Raw genomic sequence first — 18,682 nt, 5'->3', positions numbered from 1 at the left:
AACACGATAGGAGACTAATACAAATACTATTACGTTAAAGTATTAACTGTTAAAGAAACTATTCCCTTTCCAACTGTAAAGTTCATGATGGAAACGGGAATAGTTTCTTTATTTAGAGTACATAAAAGGAAGGGACTGGGAAAAAGCCCAGCCCCTAGTTAATTTAATGATATGTCCCCACTACAGCTGACAATAAGCCAAAATTTTCTCCCGATTTTAAGGAAAATAAGTTCTTTGTCCTTAAATCGCTTGTGTCATAAAGCCACGGCTCTCCAGAACTTTACACATAGCATCAGCCGTGTCCAACGCTGTAAAAAGTGGTACTCCTTGTGCAATGGCAGAGCTTCTAATTGTTGCTCCATCTTCATCAAAAGTTCGTTTGGTGCCGACTGTATTGACTATAGCCTGAACCTTACCAGCTCTAACTAAAGCTGGAATATCATTAGCATCATCTTCACCTAGTTTCTTAACTAAAGTGCTTTGCAAACCATGCTCAGCAAAATACTCAGCAGTTCCTTGTGTTGCAAAGACGCTGTAACCAATGGCATCAAATCGTTTAGCTAGTGCGAGAGCTTCTTCCTTAGTATCATCAGCAATGGTAAAGATGACATTACCAAATTCTGGAAGATGGAAGTAAGAAGCTTCAAAGGCCTTGTATAGGGCTTTTTCTAAGGTAGAATCTGAGCCCATTACCTCACCAGTAGATTTCATTTCTGGACCAAGTAGGCTATCAACCTTAGCCAGCTTGGTGAATGAAAAGACGGGTGCCTTGACATGGACTTGCTGGCTTTCTTGATAGAGACCGTCTTCATAACCCAACTCAGCAAGGCTAGTACCTAAAATAAGCTTGGTAGCTACCTGAGCCATAGGAATATCAGTAACCTTAGATAAAAATGGTACCGTACGGCTGGCACGTGGATTAACCTCAATGACATAAACGGTTTCATCCTTAATCACAAACTGTATATTCATCATACCGATACAGTTGAGTCCAATAGCAAGACGTTTGGTGTAATCTGCAATTGTTGCTTGGATTTCTTTTGACAGAGTTTGTGGTGGATACACCGCCATAGAATCTCCTGAGTGAACTCCAGCCCGCTCAATATGTTCCATAATTCCAGGAATAAGCACATCTTTACCATCAGAAATAGCATCCACCTCGCACTCACGACCCACAATGTAAGAATCAACGAGAACAGGGTGATCTGGACTTGCTTTAACCGCTGTTCTCATGTAAGAACGAAGATCATCCTCATTTTCAACAATTTCCATAGCGCGTCCACCCAAAACGTATGACGGACGAACAAGAACTGGAAAGCCAATACTACGCGCAGCCTCTACTGCCTCTTCTTCATTTGTGGCAGTTTGACCAGGTGGCTGTGGAATATCCAATTCTTTAAGAGCCTGTTCAAAAAGGTCACGGTCTTCTGCACGATCAAGATCAGCAACTTGGGTTCCTAAGATTTGAACACCAGCTTTTGACAATGGTTCTGCTAAATTAATCGCAGTCTGCCCACCAAATTGGACAATAACCCCTTTTGGCTGTTCAAGCTCAATGACATTCATGACATCTTCAAAAGTCAAAGGTTCAAAATACAACTTATCAGATACAGAGAAGTCAGTTGATACTGTTTCTGGATTAGAATTCATGATGATAGCTTCGTAGCCAGCAGCCTGAATAGCTTTGACCGAATGAACTGTCGCGTAATCAAATTCGACTCCCTGACCAATGCGGATTGGTCCAGAACCAAGTACAATTACTGACTCTTTATCTGATTTGACAGACTCATTTTCCCATTCATAAGTTGAATAGAAATAAGGTGTTGCCGATTCAAATTCAGCTGCGCAGGTGTCAACCATCTTGTAAACTGGGATAATTTTGTGCTCAAGTCTCAAGGCACGAACCTTATCTGCACTCGTTTCCCAAAGCTCTGCAATTTTACGGTCTGAAAAACCATTACGCTTAGCTTCTTTGAGGACAACAGGATTCCCACTATGACTTGCCAAGTCTTGTTCAATCTCAAAAATATGTAACAATTTATCAAGGAAGAAGAGATCAATCTTGGTTAGTTCAGCTAATTCTTCAATGGTATAGCCGCGACGAATAGCTTCTGACAGATAGAATAGACGGTCATCTTGCGCTTTTACAATTTTTTCAACCAAAGCATCATCGGTAACTTTTGCTAACTCTGGAATTTCATTGTGATAAACGCCAATTTCAAGTGAACGGCAGGCTTTAAGAAGACTTTCTTCAATATTTCGGCCGATGGCCATGACTTCACCAGTCGCCTTCATCTGCGTTCCCAAACGACGTTCTCCATGTTCAAATTTATCAAATGGAAAACGTGGAATCTTTGCAACCACATAGTCAAGAGCAGGCTCAAACATAGCATAGGTTGTACCAGTCACTGGGTTAATCATCTCGTCCAGAGTTAAACCAACTGCAATCTTTGCAGCTAACTTAGCAATTGGATAACCCGTAGCTTTGGAAGCAAGGGCTGATGAACGCGATACACGTGGATTGACTTCAATAACATAATATTTAAAACTATGAGGATCAAGGGCCAGCTGAACGTTACAGCCACCTTCAATCTTCAAAGCACGAATGATGCTGAGACTGGCATCACGCAGCATTTGGTTCTCAATATCTGAGAGTGTCTGTGTCGGCGCAAAAACAATTGAATCTCCCGTATGAATGCCCACAGGATCAAAGTTTTCCATGTTACAAACTACCAAGGCATTATCAGCGGCGTCACGCATCACTTCATATTCAATTTCTTTGAAACCAGCGATAGAGCGTTCAATCAAACACTGGGTCACTGGAGAAAGTTTTAAGCCATTTTTAGCGGTTTGCCGAAGTTCGTCCTCATTGGCACACATACCACCACCAGTACCACCTAGAGTGAAAGCTGGACGGACGATAACGGGGTATCCAATAGAATTTGCGAAGTTAAGTGCTTCATCAACTGTGTTCACAATATCAGATTCTGGAATAGGCTGTTTAAGATCTTCCATCAGTTGTTTGAAAAGGTCACGATCTTCGGCTTGATCGATGGCAGGCAATTTTGTTCCTAGAAGTTCAACCCCAAGTTCATCAAGAATGCCAGCTTTTGATAATTGCATAGCCATATTGAGACCAGTTTGGCCTCCCAAAGTTGGTAACAGAGCATCTGGGCGTTCTTTCCGAAGGATTCTGGTGACAAATTCCAGTGTAATTGGTTCGATGTAAACCTTGTCAGCAATTTCTTTATCCGTCATAATGGTAGCCGGGTTAGAATTGACAAGAACAACACTGTAACCTTCTTCCTTGAGAGCAAGGCAGGCTTGTGTCCCTGCGTAATCAAACTCAGCAGCTTGACCAATAATAATGGGACCAGACCCAATTACCATAATTTTTTTAATATCAGTACGTTTAGGCATTTATAAGATATTAAGGGCGTTAAGCGGACACAGCAAAAATAGGAAACCAGCCGACAGCGCTCGCGTCTAGGATATGTTTATCTTTTTTGCAAAGTCCGTAGCCCGTATTCAGTTTAACCAAATACGGCTTATAACCCTTTCTCCTTTCTTTCTATTCGCCGACTCTCAGGACGGCATTAAATTGAAATTAGTAACGATTTGCTCGTTCTGCTTGAAAAGCATCAATCAATTCTAAAAATTCATCAAAGAGATAGCTGGCATCGTGTGGTCCAGGAGCAGCATCTGGGTGAAATTGAACTGAGAATGCTGGAAAATCACGATGACGGACACCTTCAACCGACTTGTCATTGATTTCTTCGTGCGTGACCATGAGGCAGTCAGGAAGGGTTGCACGGTCTACAGCATAACCATGATTTTGACTAGTGAAATCAACACGGCCAGTGGCAATCTCACGAACCGCATGATTAAATCCGCGGTGGCCGAACTTCATCTTGTAGGTTGTTGCACCATTAGCCAAACTGAACAGTTGGTGTCCCATACAAATACCAAAAATCGGAATTTTTCCTTGCACGCCTCGAATCATATCAAGCGCATGTGGGACATCCGTTGGATTTCCTGGACCATTTGACAGCATGACACCATCTGGGTTGAGATGGAGAATTTCTTCTGCTGTAATATCATGTGGAACGACTGTCACATTACAATCCCGTTTCGAGAATTCTCTCAAGATGGAGTGCTTTAGACCAAAATCCACCAGAACGATATTCTTACCAATACCTGGCGCAGGATAGGCAGTTTTTGTTGAAACTTGTTCGATATTATTAGTTGGCAGAACCGTTGCTCGAAGCTGATCTTGCAAATGTTCAATCACATCACCAGAATTGGCTAAAGTTGCCTTCATCGTTCCATGTTGACGGATAATTTTAGTCAAAGCTCGTGTATCAATACCAGAAATTCCTGGAATTCCTTTAGCTTTTAGAAATTCATCCAAAGTCATCTGATTGCGCCAATTGCTTGCGCGTCTTGCAGTTTCAGAAACCACCACTCCCTTACAGGTTGGCTTTATGGATTCGTAGTCATCTCGATTAACACCATAATTTCCAACTAAAGGATAAGTAAAAGTCAAAATCTGACCGTTGTAAGATTGGTCAGTAATAGACTCTTGATAGCCTGTCATCCCTGTGTTGAAAACAATCTCTCCAGTCACATCAAGATCTGCACCGAATGCCTGTCCTTCAAAAATTGTTCCATCTTCTAAAATTAAAAGTCGTTTTGTCATTAATTTATTACCTCGTTGACTCTCACTGGAGCCTTTTAACGTTTGCCTTCTGTTATGCTTTACCATTTAAGATGGCCTCAAGAATAGCCATGCGTACAAAAACACCATTTCGCATCTGAGTCACAATGCGTGACTGTGGCGCTTCTACTAATTGATCTGCTATCTCCACATCACGATTAACAGGTGCAGGATGCATGATAATGGCAGAGCTTTTCAGCTTTTTGTAGCGTTCTGTAGTGAGACCATGTAGTTTATGATAGTCTTTTTTTGAAAAACTTCCTTTACCATCGTGACGCTCATGCTGAACACGTAAAAGCATAAGGACATCCACTTCTCCTATAATTTCATCTATGGAAACATGTTTTCCATAAACATCGAATTCTTCAGAATACCATTCTTTTGGACCTGCAAAATAAATTTCGGCACCCAGTCTCTTAAGAATTTGCATATTGGACTTCGCAACACGAGAGTGGGTAATATCCCCCGCAATGGCGACCTTTAGATTTTCAAAATCTCCAAATTCTTCATAAATAGTCATTAAATCAAGCAAACACTGGCTTGGGTGCTGACCAGAACCATCTCCACCGTTGACAATAGCCGTCTGTATCGTTCTACTATCAATTAATTCTTTGTAATAATCCACTTCTGAGTGACGAATCACACAAATATCGATCCCGAGTGCTGACATGGTCAAAATGGTATCGTAGAGCGTCTCACCCTTGTTAACTGAACTAGTCTTGGCATCAAATTCAATAACATCCAAACCTAATTTTTTCTCAGCTACTTCAAAGGACTTGTGCGTCCTAGTTGAAGATTCAAAAAACAAATTAGCCGCGAAATACTGACGATCTAAAGTAAAATCAGCTCTCCCATTTTTAAAAGCAATACCACGCTCAATCAGACCAAGTACTTCTTCATTAGATAAAGTTTCCATTGTCACTAAGTGTTTTAGTGACACCACACCATCTGTAATCGCCATAATTTAATCCTTTTCTGGAAGAATTTGGTACAAGATAATTCCAAGTAGAGTTGAGAAAGCTACACCTGTAATTTGAAGACCAGCCACTTGAAGTGTTAAGCCACCAATCCCTGAAACCAAAATGACACTTGCAATGAGAAGGTTCTTCTTGTTGTCAAAATTAACCTTATTTTCAATCAAAATTTTCAAACCACTTGAAGCGATAACACCAAAGAGAGCAATTGAAACACCGCCCAGAACAGCCGATGGAATTGACATAAGAATTGCTGAAACTTTACCAACAAAACTCATAATAACGGCAATAATAGCTGCACCAGCAATCACATAAACAGAATAAATTTTATTCAGTGCCATAACTCCGATATTTTCTCCATAAGAAGTTACAGGTGGAGCACCGAAGAGACCAGCGATAATTTGTGAAAGCCCATCTCCCATAAGCGTACGATCCAATCCCGGATCTTTAAAGAAATCTCGACCAGTCAAGCTGTTTAAGACCATAACATGACCAAAATGTTCTGTCATGGTTACAAAAGCAATAGGAGCCATTGTCAGAATAGCCGAAGGATAAAGTTTGAAGTCGTAGTCTGCAAACATAATGCTAAAATCTGGTACATCAAACCATTTGGCATTGGCAATCGTTGTAAAATCAATCAACTGCTGACCAGTCACAGCACCTAAAATCAGCGAAAAAACATATCCAACAATCAAACCAAGCAAGATTGGAATAACTGCTACAATTTTTTTACCGTAAATATTGAAAGCAATGACTGCAAAGAGTGTCACCATACTAATTACTAGACTTGTGAAATTGTAACTTCCATCAACAGTCATTGCATCACTCACAGCTGAACCAGCTAAACTAAGTCCGATAACCATAATGACGGGACCGACAACAACTGGTGGAAGGATTTTATCTATCCAAGCGTTTCCTATTTTCCGAACAATCAGAGCTACAATCAAATAAACTAGCCCACCAGCAATCGCTCCTTGAGCAACTGCTGCTATTCCATCGGTTTTCATCAATGTTTGCATGGTCGCAATATAGGCGAAACTTGATCCCATATAGGCTGGAATCTTATATTTTGTTACAGATAAATGAGCTAGAGTTCCTAAACCACTTGAAAACAAGGCAATTGCAGGATCAATCCCAACCAAAATTGGAACCAAGACAGTTGCTCCAAACATCGCAAAAAGATGTTGAAAGGATAAACCAAGCAGAAGGCCAGGTTTTGGCATATCATGTACATCATATTTTACAGAATCCACTTTTTTCTCCAGTCTATTTTCTAAACTTAACTTGGGTCAACGATACTAATACGATCCTGACCATCAAATTCAGCGACTTCAACCACAATTTCTTCAACAGCACTTGTTGGAATATTTTTACCAACGTAGTCTGCACGGATAGGTAGCTCACGGTGCCCTCGATCCACTAAGACAGCTAGACTTACACGCGATGGACGACCAAGACTGACAACATTGTCAATTGCTGCACGAATTGTACGACCAGTATAGAGAACATCATCAACCAAAATCACATCTTTGCCTGTGATATCAACAGGCATAACTGTTGTGTCTTCCTCAGTTTTCATATCATCACGAAATGGTTTAATATCTAGTTCACCAAGTGGAATATCAAAACCTTCCAGCTGCTTGAGACGTTCCTGAATACGACGTGCAATAAATACACCCCGAGTTTTGATACCAGCAAGTACAATATTATCCAAGTTTTTATTACGCTCAATAATCTCATAGGTAATACGAGTGATGGCACGTTTCATGGTCACATCATCAACAATTTCTTTTGTTTTCATAAAAGAACCTTTCTAAAAATACAAAAAATCTCCCTGTTTCCAAGGAGATTCCACAAAATAGGGGCACAGTTTGAATCACTGTACTCTTTTCCTGTTCACTCCTTGCCTGCCTCACGGGACAGTATTAAAGGATATATCTACGGTTCTTATCATATCAAAAATTAGAACTTTTGACAAGGTTTACCCTCTATTTTTCACAACAAACGCATGAAGAAAAAAGTTCCAATAAATTTCTGAAATACAAAAATTTATTCTAAAAAGTTAGGGGGTCAAGAACAATAGTTACAGAAAGCAATTTTTTCAAGAGCTATTTTGGGAAAAGAAGACAACCATTTTTGAGTAAACTCTCTCGAAATACCTAAAAATTTGAGATTTTTCTGTTTTCAAAAGTTTTTCAACAAATGATTTTCTTCATGCGTTTGTCCTGTCTATTTTTAAATGAAGATAACTAGTAAGGATAGAAAAATGTTTGAGTCACTTTTTAATATCATTCTTAGGACCGATGCATCTGTATGGTTTTAATGATACAATTACAATGTAGACTACTTAATAATATTTGGAGGTTTCCCTATGCTTTTAGGATTCCAATTCCCTTTAACGAATAAACAATGGATAAAAATAATAACTGTCATCGGAATTCTGATTTCTGTTATCTCAGCAATTTACGTCAAAACTCATCCAAGCCTTTTTGCTGTCGGAGGGGCTTTCCATCAAACTCTCCATCATATAGGGATTTTCGCACCACTACTTTTCATCTTGGTACAGATTATCCAAGTCGTGTATCCTGTCATCCCTGGTGGATTAACCTGTGTTGTAGGACATGCATTATTTGGTCCCCTTTGGGGATTTGTTTATAACTTTACCGGTATTTTCCTAGGTTCAATATTCGCTTTTCTCCTAGCAAGACGTTACGGTGAAACTTTTGTGAAATCTTTTGTTTCTGATCAAACTTATGATAAGTATATTACTTACCTTGACAAAGGAAAATTTTTTGAACGTTTTCTTGCAGCGGCATTTATTTTACCAGGATTTCCTGATGACTTTCTCTGCATGGTGGCTGGTCTTAGCAAAATGTCGCTAAAGAAATTTGTTGTTATTACACTGATATCAAAGCCAGCAACTTTATATCTCTATACACTAATTAGCTACCAAGGAATCCAACTGCTCAATCATATGTTTTAAAAAGAGTAACCGAGCAGACTATTCGGATACCGAAACTCATAAGGAAGTCATGGTTAAGCTAGATTATCTAACTCCTAAATGTCATACCTGTCGCGGTCAGATAGCGAATTATGACTCCCAAAAAGCCTCCAAAATCCCTTATATGGAATGTGCTAGGTACAAGACACTGATTCGCTTACGAAAACGGTGGTTTCGTTGTCAAAACTGTGGAAAGATGGTAGTCTCTGAAACCACTTTGACCAAAAAACATTATCAAATTTGTTTGACATGATCTTAACCTCTTTTTGTTTTATTATCGATTGATGAGTCTATTATAGACTAACTTATCAATTCACACCATGACAATTCACTCCAAACTCTTAGCAGTTTCTGCCGTTTTCTATTTTACTAGCATCACTGATTGTGAAAGCAAGGCTTCGGATTGTTCCCAAAGGGTTGTCATAAGGTTTTAAACATACATAAGGGGATTAACTTTTTTGGCAACTTGTCCATTTTCATAGTAGGCGCCTACTTAAAAATCTTGAATTGGCTTTGCTGTCGCCAACCAGATTAGCTGCTCTGCTCCTTTTTCCGGTGAGATGGTAAAGAAGCGTTTTAACGGTCCGTGGTGAACATGACGCATCAAATAAGTAGTATCACAGGCGAAGTTTGTCCCAACAATCCCTGAGTGAAAGGCGACTGAAACCAGCCCTTGAGAACGATAGCGACGGTCCAACTCTCGCATAAACAATAGGGTTGCTAACTTGGCATTGCCATAAGCTCGTTCTGGTCGATACTCTTTCTCCAACTGCAAATCATGGATATCAAACTGTTTCCCAAATCGAAGAGCGGAACCACTTGATGTATGAATGAGCCTTGCCTTTCCTTTTAGCAAAGAAAGGGGCTAAATGGTTGACTTGAAATTTTCTATCATATAAAGTTGTGATTTCTCCCATTATTTTCTCTAGTTAAGTACTTAATTTATCCAACCGTTCCCGTCCAGCCTTCAACATCTCTTCCTCGACTTTACTCCATTTTCCAAAGAGGCAGTCTTGAAGAACTTCTGCTGCGGAACCATTATCCGTTTCAGAATCGAAGATACAAGTCCTATCCCTTTGATAAATCTGGATGCGGTCAAAGAGTTGTTCGCTTTCTAACACCCTCAAGTTCTCAACCAAGTTCTCAACAATCCCATCGTGGTGTTCTTTTGGTGTTGCTCTAGCCTGATTGGGATCGATGGCATAAAGCTCTTCGTAACGAATCAAGGTGCTGAGATAGGACAATTCTGGTTTGGTACCAATCACAGCTAAGGAAACTTGGTATCCTTTCGAAGCTAATAATTGAGCAGTCTGACGAGGAACTTGAGTGGTACGCAAAGTCCCTTCAATCAGCAAATAATAACCTTGTGTGCTAAGTTCATCAACCAGATGCTCTACCATTTTTCCTGCAAATCCCTTGGTATAGTCCACGCTGTCCTTGCCATACTTTTCTTGCAGGGCTAAGTAATTGGGATGCTGAGAACGGTAGCTGTCACCATCGATGATAATGATATTGCCCTGAAATTCCTTTTGCTTGATACGATGAATAGTCGTCTTACCTGCTCCGCTTTGTCCACCAAGTAAGATAGCTTTCGGTTGATCTGAAATCGTCTTTCCTCGGGTTAAAGCCCGAATGGTTCGTTGCAAGGCCTTCTGAAATTCAGTCTCACTAAATTCTTCCAATCTCATTAAGCAACCACCCGATGATTCACCATGTCTAGCATCCGTTCGATACCATCTAAGTAGCCATTATAACGCTCGATTTCATCGAAAGTATCGACAAGATAGATTTTCGTATTGATCAATTCAGACAAATCATCGCTCATGAGAATCCAAGGATTTGTTTCATCATCAAAAGCAATATCTTGACTATCCTGGTATCTATAAAGCTGTGATAAAATGGCTACTCCACGTTCTTTTATCACTTCTACTTTTAAAGTCAATTGGTAATCTTCAACAGGTGTTAACATCTTATCCTCCCCTACAATATCGACATAAGAAACGTTAAATTTCTGACAAATGCGATCAATGAGTTCTGTTGAAACGGTGCTGGTTCCATTTTCATAACGACTTAAGCTATTGCGTGAAATCCCAACCATTTTCGCAAATTCTGGTTGTGTTAAATCGTGTGTTCGACGTAGTGATTTAATATTGTCTCCAATCATAGATAAAGACCTCCTCATATTTGCTTTCATTATACCATAAAAAACGGATAACGCACCAAATATGGTGCGTTATCCGTTTTTTGGTTTCTTCGATTGCTTAAACTGTTCTATTCGCTTCTCCAACTGCTCAGTATTCAGTTTATTTTTCGCTTCCTGGATTGACCTATCAAGACTTTGTTCCCCAGTAGTTATATCGTTTCGAGATATTTCTACTCTCTCACTAGACTTGAAACTTGGATCAAAGACCACATCTAGGAGTTGTTCTACTTTGGTTAGTTCAGAATCTGACATCTCTGATAGTCGATGAATCAGTCGTTTAAATCGGTCTTGATTCTGTGTTTTCTTTTGAAAAAATTTCATTATCTTCTCCTTACATTGTAAAAAGGTAGCCCGCATGGGACTACCTGACTTATAAATCATCAATAGCTACTGAAATAGCCTGTAACTTTTTATTTTGGATTTTCTTTTCATCAATCAATTGATGAAGTTCTTCAATTTGCTTCTGACAGGCGGAAATATCTTTGTTGTTTTGTGCAACAGTATCTGCCAAGTGTTGTTTATAGTCACTTGTAATATTTACCTTCTTCGGCTGATTTTGTTTAACTTTTAATTCAGGCGTCTGTACAACTTTAGATTCTGACTCCTTTTTTTGCTGTTCAAAAGCAGCCACATAATCTACTTCTTCAATGGGTTTTTCATCCTGCTTATGGAAAAGTGCTGCGATTTTAGCTCGTTCTTCATGGGACGATGTTGGTTTCACATCATCTAATGGCTGATCAAAATTCCATGTTTTACTCATTCTGTATCCTCATTTCTGCAATCTGGGTGTAGTGTGGTTTCTTTACCAAAGGCTTGCTCTAGTGCTTCTTGAAATGACAACTGACTAGATTGTTGCCGTTTGATAAAGGTACTGTACATTGCAGTTTGTAGTTGGTCACGATAGTGTTCCAATTTCTCCGTCTCACGTGAGACCTTTTCTTCTTGCCTAGCTACTTTTTCGGCTAGACGTTCAATCACACTCATAGGGTGTCCTCCTTGTCACATTCTAGATTATGATAGCGGACTTGATTTTGTTATCACAATTCCAATGTATGCTCCCATTTAGGTGGAGGATGATTCTTAATGGCTTGTATCTGGGCTGACTGAATAAGATTGCTTAAAGATATTTCCTTCTGTTGTTTCACAATATCATTCCAATCTGACTTTGTTTCAAGTCCTTGCAATGGTGGTAAATCTTGGGAAATCGGAAGTCCTTTATCTGACAGTTTCTGACAAAATTCTCTTCCTGCTTCATCGTTATCAACAGCCATTGTTATGACATTTGAATGAGTTTGAAAAAAGGTTGTCGTCTCTTGTATTGCCTGAAGATAATGGCTAAGTCTGCTTGGTTTTACTGTATCTAGAAATGCCAATTTCCCCTGTTCCTCTGCTGCCAGACGCAAGGTCTGATAAGCAATCACTGAAAGTTTTAAGCCTTCCATTGACACCAGGCGAACATCGGATAATTGCTTTTGGTGAAGCTGATAATAACTCATCATATTGATAACGGATTCACAAAAAATGAGTCGCTTGGGATTCCCAATATCGAAACTAATACCAACATGACCATGAGAACCTTTCATGATTTTTTTGAGATAGCCTCGATTGTGTTTTTCTTCGTTTTTGACGAGACCTTGAAGGCTTGCTGCTTGTAAGGTCCCATTATGGTCATAGCTTTTTAACACTAATACTGGCTCCGATTGATAAGTAGCTTGAGCAAGCAATCCTTGTCTGCCAAAGGTATTGATAGTCTGATCACTTAGGCCACGAACATCTTTCAAGTAAGTACGTGCTTGCTGAAAGGGTTCTTCATGCAAATAATATTGAAACGGTTGATAAGTTTCTTCTATCACCTTAGCTTGTTCAAAATCTCCCGTTTCAAGATAGGATACAGCCTCATTGAAAGTAACACCTGCTACTAATTGAACAAAGTCAATCACATCCCCCTGTATATCTCTTGAAAACCATTTGAAAGTATTGGTATCCACAAAAATCCGAAAGGAATCATGGTCTGGGTGTTCATAAATTTGACCTGATAAACGTCTAAAGGAATAACCTAGACTTTCAGCCACATCTAAAATAGCCTTTTGTTTTACTGCTTTAATTCGTGTCATCTTGTCTCCCTATCAAAAAAAGCAGAAGACTGTCTCCTGCTAGTTGTTCTCACTTGTTGTAGTTCCTTGGATCGTTGGGATGCTGGAATTAGCACCATCAGTGACTTCTTTCATGTCCTCCAGTTTTCCATTCCAAATGGTCAACTGATTAACCAGGAGCTTGTCGGAAACTTTGGAGTAGGATAACATAACCGTCTTGGTTTCTGTCTGAGTGGTTCGCTGTTGTTGCTCACTCAAATCAGAAACATAGGTCACTTGATAAGTTACTTCCGCAAGTGCAACATTGCTTTCTGTATTGACATAGATACTGGCTGATTCAAATCGGTAGTCAAGCATATAATCTTTATAAACTTGGTTGATCGCTTTATTCTGATTTGCTTCCTCTTCTGAAAATGCCGAGTCCGTCATGTAGGGTTTGATACGAGTGTTATTTTCACCCAGCTGGACCTTTGTATAATATTGAGTGAGAAATTCCTTGACAAGCTCATCTGATAGGACTGTCGCTCTTTCCTCCTGCTTTTCCTTTGTCACAAGTTTATTAGCTTCTGCTCGTATTTGGTTCTCTGTTTGTTTTGAAACGGATTGTGAGCCAATCGTGTAGCCAATCATGACCATAAAACTGACTGCGATTAAACCTCCAACTCCAATCAGAAATCGAGCTTTCACTTTATTTAACATGGCTTACTCCTTTATTAGTGATAGCCACATCATAACAAGATTAGCTTGGAGATTTTATCACAAGAAAATATGATTAACTACAAAATATGGTATACTAGTGATAATAAATTGTTATCGGTAGGAGAATGATTGATGAGTAATAAAACATGCTTTGTAGTCATGGGATATGGGGTGAAAAAAATTCCTGGAACTTTAGTAAAACTGAATTTAGATGATGTTTATTTTAAGTTTATAAAACCTGTATTATCTCGAAATCATTTTAAATCAGTCTACTCCACACAAGCATATCGAGGAGATGAAGTTCCAACTTCATTAGCTATAAATAAAAACTTCATAACATCTATTTTTTTAGCTGATATTGTGATTGCTGATATAAGCACTTTAAATCAAAATGCGATTTATGAGTTGGGACTTCGGCATGCAATGAGGCCAAAATCTACAATTATACTTTGTGAAGAACTAACTATTAGCAAATACCCATTTTTTGATATTTCAATGAACCCTCAATTAAGATATCATAGAAAGAAAATAGTATCTGATGAAAACTATAGAAAATCTCTGCAAGATAAATTAAAAGATATATTAATTTCTTGCCTAGAATCCAATACTGATTATATTGATAGTCCTGTATTTGATTTTAATTTGTATAAGATTAAACCATTAGTTCAATTAGATAAAAATGTACATGTAGCAGGAGCATCTATAAGGACAATGATTGAAAAAGCTGAAAATTTGAAGGAAAATATGCTGTTTAAAGAAGCCGAAAATCACTATCTTCAAATTTTAAACTTATCCTTTGATGAAGATATATTTTCTCAATATCTATTGTGTCGCTATAAAAAAGATTTGTCCCTAGAAAATTTGCTTTTGACCTTATCATACGTTAATGAGAACATAGATTTAGCTACATCGACAAATGAAAACTTACTGGGGATTGTTGCAGCGATAAATAAACAAATATTTGGTCTAACTAAAGAATGTAAATTTTTAGAACAAGCTAGAAGATATTACAAAAATGGCTCAAACTTTGAAAGTGGGAATCTTTATTGTGCTAGAAATTACTGTGCACTTTTGTTAAAACAATATTGTATATCAAACGATACTGAATCAATAAAAGAGTATTACTACTCTGCTGTTCATTATGCTAAAACTTGCTTAACAGAATTACAATTTCTCAAACGAGAAGAAACTGATCTTGACAATACTTGGTATAATGAAAACATTAAAGATTTGACCCTAATTGCATTTGGTACTGATGAATCAATTATTGAATTTAAGCCTGTTACAAAAAGGCAAGAAGAGACGGTAAGCTCAGGTCGTAAAGAGCTAAAGTATGATTATCATGAAACTCTAAAAATAATCAAAGGGAAATGAGCAATTTTACTCACTTCCCTTTTTAAAATCTTTTATCTCTTGATAATTTCCAATAATGTAAACCTAGCGGTGTCAAACGGCAAGACTTACTATTCATAGCAGCAAAGTACATATGCTCCTCTCCAACAGGTTCGATTAAACCTACGCTTTCATAAAGCTGTAACTCTTTAAATTTACCAACATTTTCTTCTTTTGCGAAAGGTTCTTTATATTCATGAGTTACTTCAGGAGTATTAGTAAATTCAAATGATGGATCTAATTGAAATTCTGAAGTAGCTTCTGCAAAATATTGATGAAGTTTCCGTAGTACCTTTTTTGACACTTTAGCTTCAACAGTTCTGATAGGTAAAAATCCTGTTATATTTGTTTTAAATAGAGGCCTTTGTTCCCATACTCCAAGTGACTGATCGACAAAAGAATACAAACTAGCAGGAGTGACATTCCCGCTAACATCTGCTGCTCCACCTTTTAGCCCCTGAATTAGTAATTCAGTAAACACACCATGACCAGTTATTCCATCTTCAATAGCAACTTCATCACGATTGCTTGCTGTTAGAATAGTAACACCTTTTCCAATAATGGCATCCGATGAGTCTATAGCACTAAAATCTCCTAACTTTCCAGAATAACAACAATCTAAGATGATAATTTTATTTCGACTTTTAGAAGTGTTTGCCAGTCGAAGTATATCATTCATAGAAATTCCAATATCATAGCCATTAAAATCTGGTGTTACGATTTGCCCAGCCATCTCATCTGTCCCGTGTCCTGAGAAATAAAAAAGTGCAATGTCGGATTCTCCTTCTTTAAATAAAGAATGAAGATCCTCCAATAACTCTGCTTTTGTTTGTACATTGCGTTTTAGCTTAACACTGAAATTAGGGGAACCATCCTCGTTTTCTTCCAATAATTTCGCTATCTCCTCTGCATCATTTACACACCCCCCTAATGGAGCCTGAGAATATGCATCGATACCAACAATTAATGCCTTGTTTTTTAACATAAATTATTCCTCACAATTGTTTTATCCAAGCGCTAATCTTTTCCCAATTCCAATCTACTACAGGAAGATAGCCACATTCATTTGGAATCGTAGCACCGATATGACTATTATTACCATAAATTGCAAGAAGTGGGATACCCTCATCTTTGGCACAGTTCATTTCCCAAATTTGCCCATCGGCATTCTTGGTATTCCTAGTAATGATAGAAATCATACCATCACACCCTCTAATTCTTGTTCTACATTTAGTTTTCCATTGAGAATCCCACGGTTGCTTAACAGACATATCTACAAATTCAAATGGGGAGTTCGTATTTCGCGATTGTCCCCTTAGTAAATCTCGAAGATTTTCATCTTCAATTGCAAAGCTTATAAAAATTCTTTTCATCTATTTTCTCCTCGTAAAAGTTTTGACTTTATTATACCACTTTAGAAAACGCTTTATACTATTTTTCCTTCAATTTTATTAAATATTTTCTCTAGTGATTTTTTCCAACAGTATATTTCTTTTTCTAAAATTTTTTCAAAAAAGAAATCAATTTGTGAAGTGTTTTCTAAAGTAAAATCTGATACAGAGACAATTTTTTGATCATCCTTTAAAATACCATCAATACGTAAATTTTTTTGCTTAATAATTAAAATGGGAATATTATTTGAAATTGCCATAGCACCTTCAATTTGACAAAAAGAACTAGTAATCCATTTTCCATCTAATGATTGTTCTTCAGCTTCAAAAAAATTTTTATTCTTAACTGCTCCTTTTTTTAAAATACCAGATTGAATATATGTATGTCCAAAAGCTAAGATGACCATACCGTAACATCTTTTTATCATTTCATTCAAAACAGTTAAAGATTCATATGGTGAATAATCTTTTGCTTGCAATGTTATACTTTCAATATTGTACTTATCTAAGGTACTTTTTAATTTTTCGATAAAGTACTGTTGTTCTTTAGTAAATGGATTGGGTCTACTCAAAAAAACTCTTATTTTTTTATTATTCACACCAGATTTCTCCTACCGATAACAATTTATTATCACTATACAAAGCGTCAAAATCAGTCTATAATAGCGTCATTATCGTTAAAGGAGACTATTATGGAATATACTACTATTTCTAACTACTTGAATTATTGTAAAACTCATAAACGCTTGAGTACACACACCTTGCGTGCTTATAAAAACGATTTAATGCAATTTTACAATTCCAATAACGAATGTGTGGTAAGTTATATTGAAGGTTTAACACATTCAAACTTAAAAACTAGTACTTTACGGCGAAAAATTGCAAGTTTAAAAGTATTCTACAGCTATCTACAATCGAAAAATGTTATTACTGACAATCCCTTTAATCAATTACGGTTTCAATTTCGAGCAGAAAAAACTTTGCCCAAGACAATCCCTCATGATAGTTTAAAAATCCTCTATACCTATCTACAAAAGAAGATTATCTCAGCCAAAACTATTTATCAAAAACAGAAAGCTGAAAGAAATTTGTTAATTGTCTCCTTATTGCTTTCTACCGGCATTCGGATTTCTGAACTGTGTCATATTCGAATCAAAGATATTAATCTAACGGAACAAACACTCCAAATTCTAGGAAAAGGTAAAAAAGAGCGTATGATTTTTATTGGCGATGAACGAACTTTTCAGTTATTAAAAGCTTATATCACTTGTTATTGCAATCATACAGACGATTATTTATTTCCCGGAAAATCCTTACAAAAACCACTGACAGAACAAAGTGTTCGTTTGCTTCTAAAAACAGCCAAAACACAAACCAGACTCACTACAACTATTACACCTCATATGTTTCGTCACAGCTTTGCTACGATGTTATTAGATAATGATGTCGATATTCGGTACATCCAGCAGATACTTGGACACAGTTCTATTTCGATTACTCAGATATATACGCACGTATCACAATCAAGACAAAAAGAGATACTAAGTTCCTGTAATCCAATTTCATCTATCTACACTTAATCAAAAACATACAAAAATAAAAGACTACCTAAAATCAGGTAGCCCTATTTGTATCCCGTCATTCTACTTTTCACGATGTCGGTCATAAGTCCAAGCACAAGCAGAATATTAAATATTATAAAAAATCCTGTAAAACTCCAAACTCCATTAGTTGCTAAATCTTCTGTAAAAAGGTATCTTTCTGTAAAAAAGAGGTAAAGTCCATAGATTTCAATAAAGACTAATCCACTGATGAGTCCGATAAGAAACAAAGCAGCTGAAACTTTCACAATCCGATAAAGGACAAGTAACATTAGTCCTATTGCTGCGATAATCAAAAGGCTTTGTAGAATTTGTTCCAACATCTTACACCTCTTTCTAGGCTAATTGCTTGCGATAATAGTCAGCCTGTTCCTGGTCAATGGCATTACTAATCCGTTGAATAGTTCCCACATCTGATTTCAAATCAAGGGCGACTGTATATTGATTATCACCTACAATCATCAAAGAAACCGTCTCTGAGCGGTTATAGGTAATGAGTTTACGCAGATAGTCCCCAGCTTCTGCACGATTATCCATTTTCTGATTATCAAATCGCATGACAAAATCGTGCGACCTTGTTACCAAAGATTGGGCAATATCTTTATCATCAT

Annotated in this window: 20 protein-coding genes and 2 pseudogenes; 4 read left to right on the top strand and 18 right to left on the bottom strand. The window is 37.6% G+C overall.

The annotated features are described in order from the left end of the window. Positions 1–240 precede the first annotated feature (240 nt). The 5 genes from carB to pyrR all read right to left on the bottom strand — a co-directional run bounded on the left by carB (position 241) and on the right by pyrR (position 7,492). Positions 241–3,420 carry a carbamoyl-phosphate synthase large subunit gene (gene carB, locus A3I7_RS0103265; RefSeq protein ID WP_018375351.1) on the bottom strand — a complete coding sequence of 1,060 codons (3,180 nt, stop codon included), beginning with the start codon at positions 3,418–3,420 and terminating at the stop codon, positions 241–243. A 187-nt stretch (positions 3,421–3,607) separates the two neighbouring features. Then, on the bottom strand, positions 3,608–4,699 hold the full coding sequence (locus A3I7_RS0103260; protein WP_018375350.1) for a carbamoyl phosphate synthase small subunit: 1,092 nt from the start codon (positions 4,697–4,699) through the stop codon (positions 3,608–3,610). Between the two features lie 52 nt (positions 4,700–4,751). Then, a complete protein-coding gene (locus A3I7_RS0103255) occupies positions 4,752–5,678 on the bottom strand; it encodes an aspartate carbamoyltransferase catalytic subunit (RefSeq protein WP_018375349.1) in 927 nt (308 codons plus the stop codon). Positions 5,679–5,681: 3 nt separating this feature from the next. Beyond that, positions 5,682–6,944, bottom strand: coding sequence for a uracil-xanthine permease family protein (locus A3I7_RS0103250; protein ID WP_018375348.1), 1,263 nt, complete (start codon positions 6,942–6,944; stop codon positions 5,682–5,684). 26 nt (positions 6,945–6,970) lie between these two features. Beyond that, a complete protein-coding gene (gene pyrR / locus A3I7_RS0103245; protein WP_018375347.1) occupies positions 6,971–7,492 on the bottom strand; it encodes a bifunctional pyr operon transcriptional regulator/uracil phosphoribosyltransferase PyrR in 522 nt (173 codons plus the stop codon). A 570-nt stretch (positions 7,493–8,062) separates the two neighbouring features. Here pyrR and A3I7_RS0103240 point away from each other — a divergent pair. Together A3I7_RS0103240 and A3I7_RS14465 are read left to right on the top strand one after the other, a co-directional pair. Then, positions 8,063–8,674, top strand: a complete 612-nt coding sequence (locus tag A3I7_RS0103240) for a TVP38/TMEM64 family protein (RefSeq protein WP_018375346.1) — start codon at positions 8,063–8,065, stop codon at positions 8,672–8,674. Next, a pseudogene (locus A3I7_RS14465) lies at positions 8,661–8,933 on the top strand (hypothetical protein); the annotation flags it as partial. The gene A3I7_RS0103240 and the pseudogene A3I7_RS14465, both read left to right, overlap by 14 nt. A gap of 252 nt (positions 8,934–9,185) precedes the next feature. Here A3I7_RS14465 and A3I7_RS13355 read toward each other — a convergent pair. The 8 genes from A3I7_RS13355 to A3I7_RS0103200 form a co-directional block, all read right to left on the bottom strand. Next, on the bottom strand, positions 9,186–9,548 hold the full coding sequence (locus tag A3I7_RS13355; protein WP_018375345.1) for a Rossmann-fold NAD(P)-binding domain-containing protein: 363 nt from the start codon (positions 9,546–9,548) through the stop codon (positions 9,186–9,188). A gap of 73 nt (positions 9,549–9,621) precedes the next feature. Then, complete coding sequence (pezT, locus tag A3I7_RS0103230) at positions 9,622–10,380, bottom strand: type II toxin-antitoxin system toxin PezT (RefSeq protein WP_018375344.1); 759 nt, start codon at positions 10,378–10,380, stop codon at positions 9,622–9,624. Continuing rightward, positions 10,380–10,856, bottom strand: a complete 477-nt coding sequence (pezA, locus tag A3I7_RS0103225; protein WP_018375343.1) for a type II toxin-antitoxin system antitoxin PezA — start codon at positions 10,854–10,856, stop codon at positions 10,380–10,382. Before pezA ends, pezT begins: the two co-directional genes overlap by 1 nt. Before the next feature lie 69 nt (positions 10,857–10,925). Then, positions 10,926–11,216 carry a hypothetical protein gene (locus A3I7_RS0103220; protein ID WP_018375342.1) on the bottom strand — a complete coding sequence of 97 codons (291 nt, stop codon included), beginning with the start codon at positions 11,214–11,216 and terminating at the stop codon, positions 10,926–10,928. Positions 11,217–11,265: 49 nt separating this feature from the next. Next, positions 11,266–11,655, bottom strand: a complete 390-nt coding sequence (locus A3I7_RS0103215; RefSeq protein WP_018375341.1) for a DUF5945 family protein — start codon at positions 11,653–11,655, stop codon at positions 11,266–11,268. Then, complete coding sequence (locus A3I7_RS0103210) at positions 11,652–11,879, bottom strand: DUF5965 family protein (RefSeq protein WP_018375340.1); 228 nt, start codon at positions 11,877–11,879, stop codon at positions 11,652–11,654. The genes A3I7_RS0103215 and A3I7_RS0103210 overlap by 4 nt, the downstream gene beginning before the upstream one ends. 53 nt (positions 11,880–11,932) lie before the next feature. Beyond that, positions 11,933–13,009, bottom strand: coding sequence for a toprim domain-containing protein (locus A3I7_RS0103205; RefSeq protein WP_018375339.1), 1,077 nt, complete (start codon positions 13,007–13,009; stop codon positions 11,933–11,935). A gap of 39 nt (positions 13,010–13,048) precedes the next feature. Beyond that, positions 13,049–13,687, bottom strand: a complete 639-nt coding sequence (locus A3I7_RS0103200) for a hypothetical protein (RefSeq protein WP_018375338.1) — start codon at positions 13,685–13,687, stop codon at positions 13,049–13,051. A 132-nt stretch (positions 13,688–13,819) separates the two neighbouring features. On the opposite strand from A3I7_RS0103200, the gene A3I7_RS0103195 reads away from it, so the two are divergent. Beyond that, a complete protein-coding gene (locus tag A3I7_RS0103195; RefSeq protein WP_018375337.1) occupies positions 13,820–15,061 on the top strand; it encodes a hypothetical protein in 1,242 nt (413 codons plus the stop codon). Positions 15,062–15,083: 22 nt separating this feature from the next. Here A3I7_RS0103195 and A3I7_RS0103190 read toward each other — a convergent pair whose 3' ends face one another. The 3 genes from A3I7_RS0103190 to A3I7_RS0103180 are packed head-to-tail and all read right to left on the bottom strand — an operon-like array spanning position 15,084 to position 17,069. Continuing rightward, positions 15,084–16,064 carry a caspase family protein gene (locus A3I7_RS0103190; RefSeq protein ID WP_018375336.1) on the bottom strand — a complete coding sequence of 327 codons (981 nt, stop codon included), beginning with the start codon at positions 16,062–16,064 and terminating at the stop codon, positions 15,084–15,086. A gap of 10 nt (positions 16,065–16,074) precedes the next feature. Further along, a complete protein-coding gene (locus tag A3I7_RS0103185) occupies positions 16,075–16,452 on the bottom strand; it encodes a TIR domain-containing protein (RefSeq protein ID WP_000821055.1) in 378 nt (125 codons plus the stop codon). A 53-nt stretch (positions 16,453–16,505) separates the two neighbouring features. After that, entirely contained in the window at positions 16,506–17,069 is a 564-nt protein-coding gene (locus tag A3I7_RS0103180) for a hypothetical protein (RefSeq protein WP_001060373.1), read from the bottom strand. A gap of 93 nt (positions 17,070–17,162) precedes the next feature. On the opposite strand from A3I7_RS0103180, the gene A3I7_RS0103175 reads away from it, so the two are divergent. Continuing rightward, positions 17,163–18,050, top strand: a complete 888-nt coding sequence (locus A3I7_RS0103175; RefSeq protein WP_018375335.1) for a tyrosine-type recombinase/integrase — start codon at positions 17,163–17,165, stop codon at positions 18,048–18,050. 44 nt (positions 18,051–18,094) lie between these two features. Here the strand turns inward: A3I7_RS0103175 and A3I7_RS0103170 are convergent, their stop codons facing one another. Both A3I7_RS0103170 and A3I7_RS13350 read right to left on the bottom strand, forming a co-directional pair. Then, on the bottom strand, positions 18,095–18,394 hold the full coding sequence (locus A3I7_RS0103170) for a DUF5966 family protein (protein WP_018375334.1): 300 nt from the start codon (positions 18,392–18,394) through the stop codon (positions 18,095–18,097). A 52-nt stretch (positions 18,395–18,446) separates the two neighbouring features. Beyond that, positions 18,447–18,677 (bottom strand): annotated as a pseudogene (locus tag A3I7_RS13350) (helicase SNF2); the annotation flags it as partial. Positions 18,678–18,682 lie beyond the last annotated feature (5 nt).

This window comes from Streptococcus orisratti DSM 15617, assembly GCF_000380105.1.
In the GTDB taxonomy this organism is placed as follows: domain Bacteria; phylum Bacillota; class Bacilli; order Lactobacillales; family Streptococcaceae; genus Streptococcus; species Streptococcus orisratti.
This window is presented reverse-complemented; position numbering and strand designations above follow the sequence as displayed.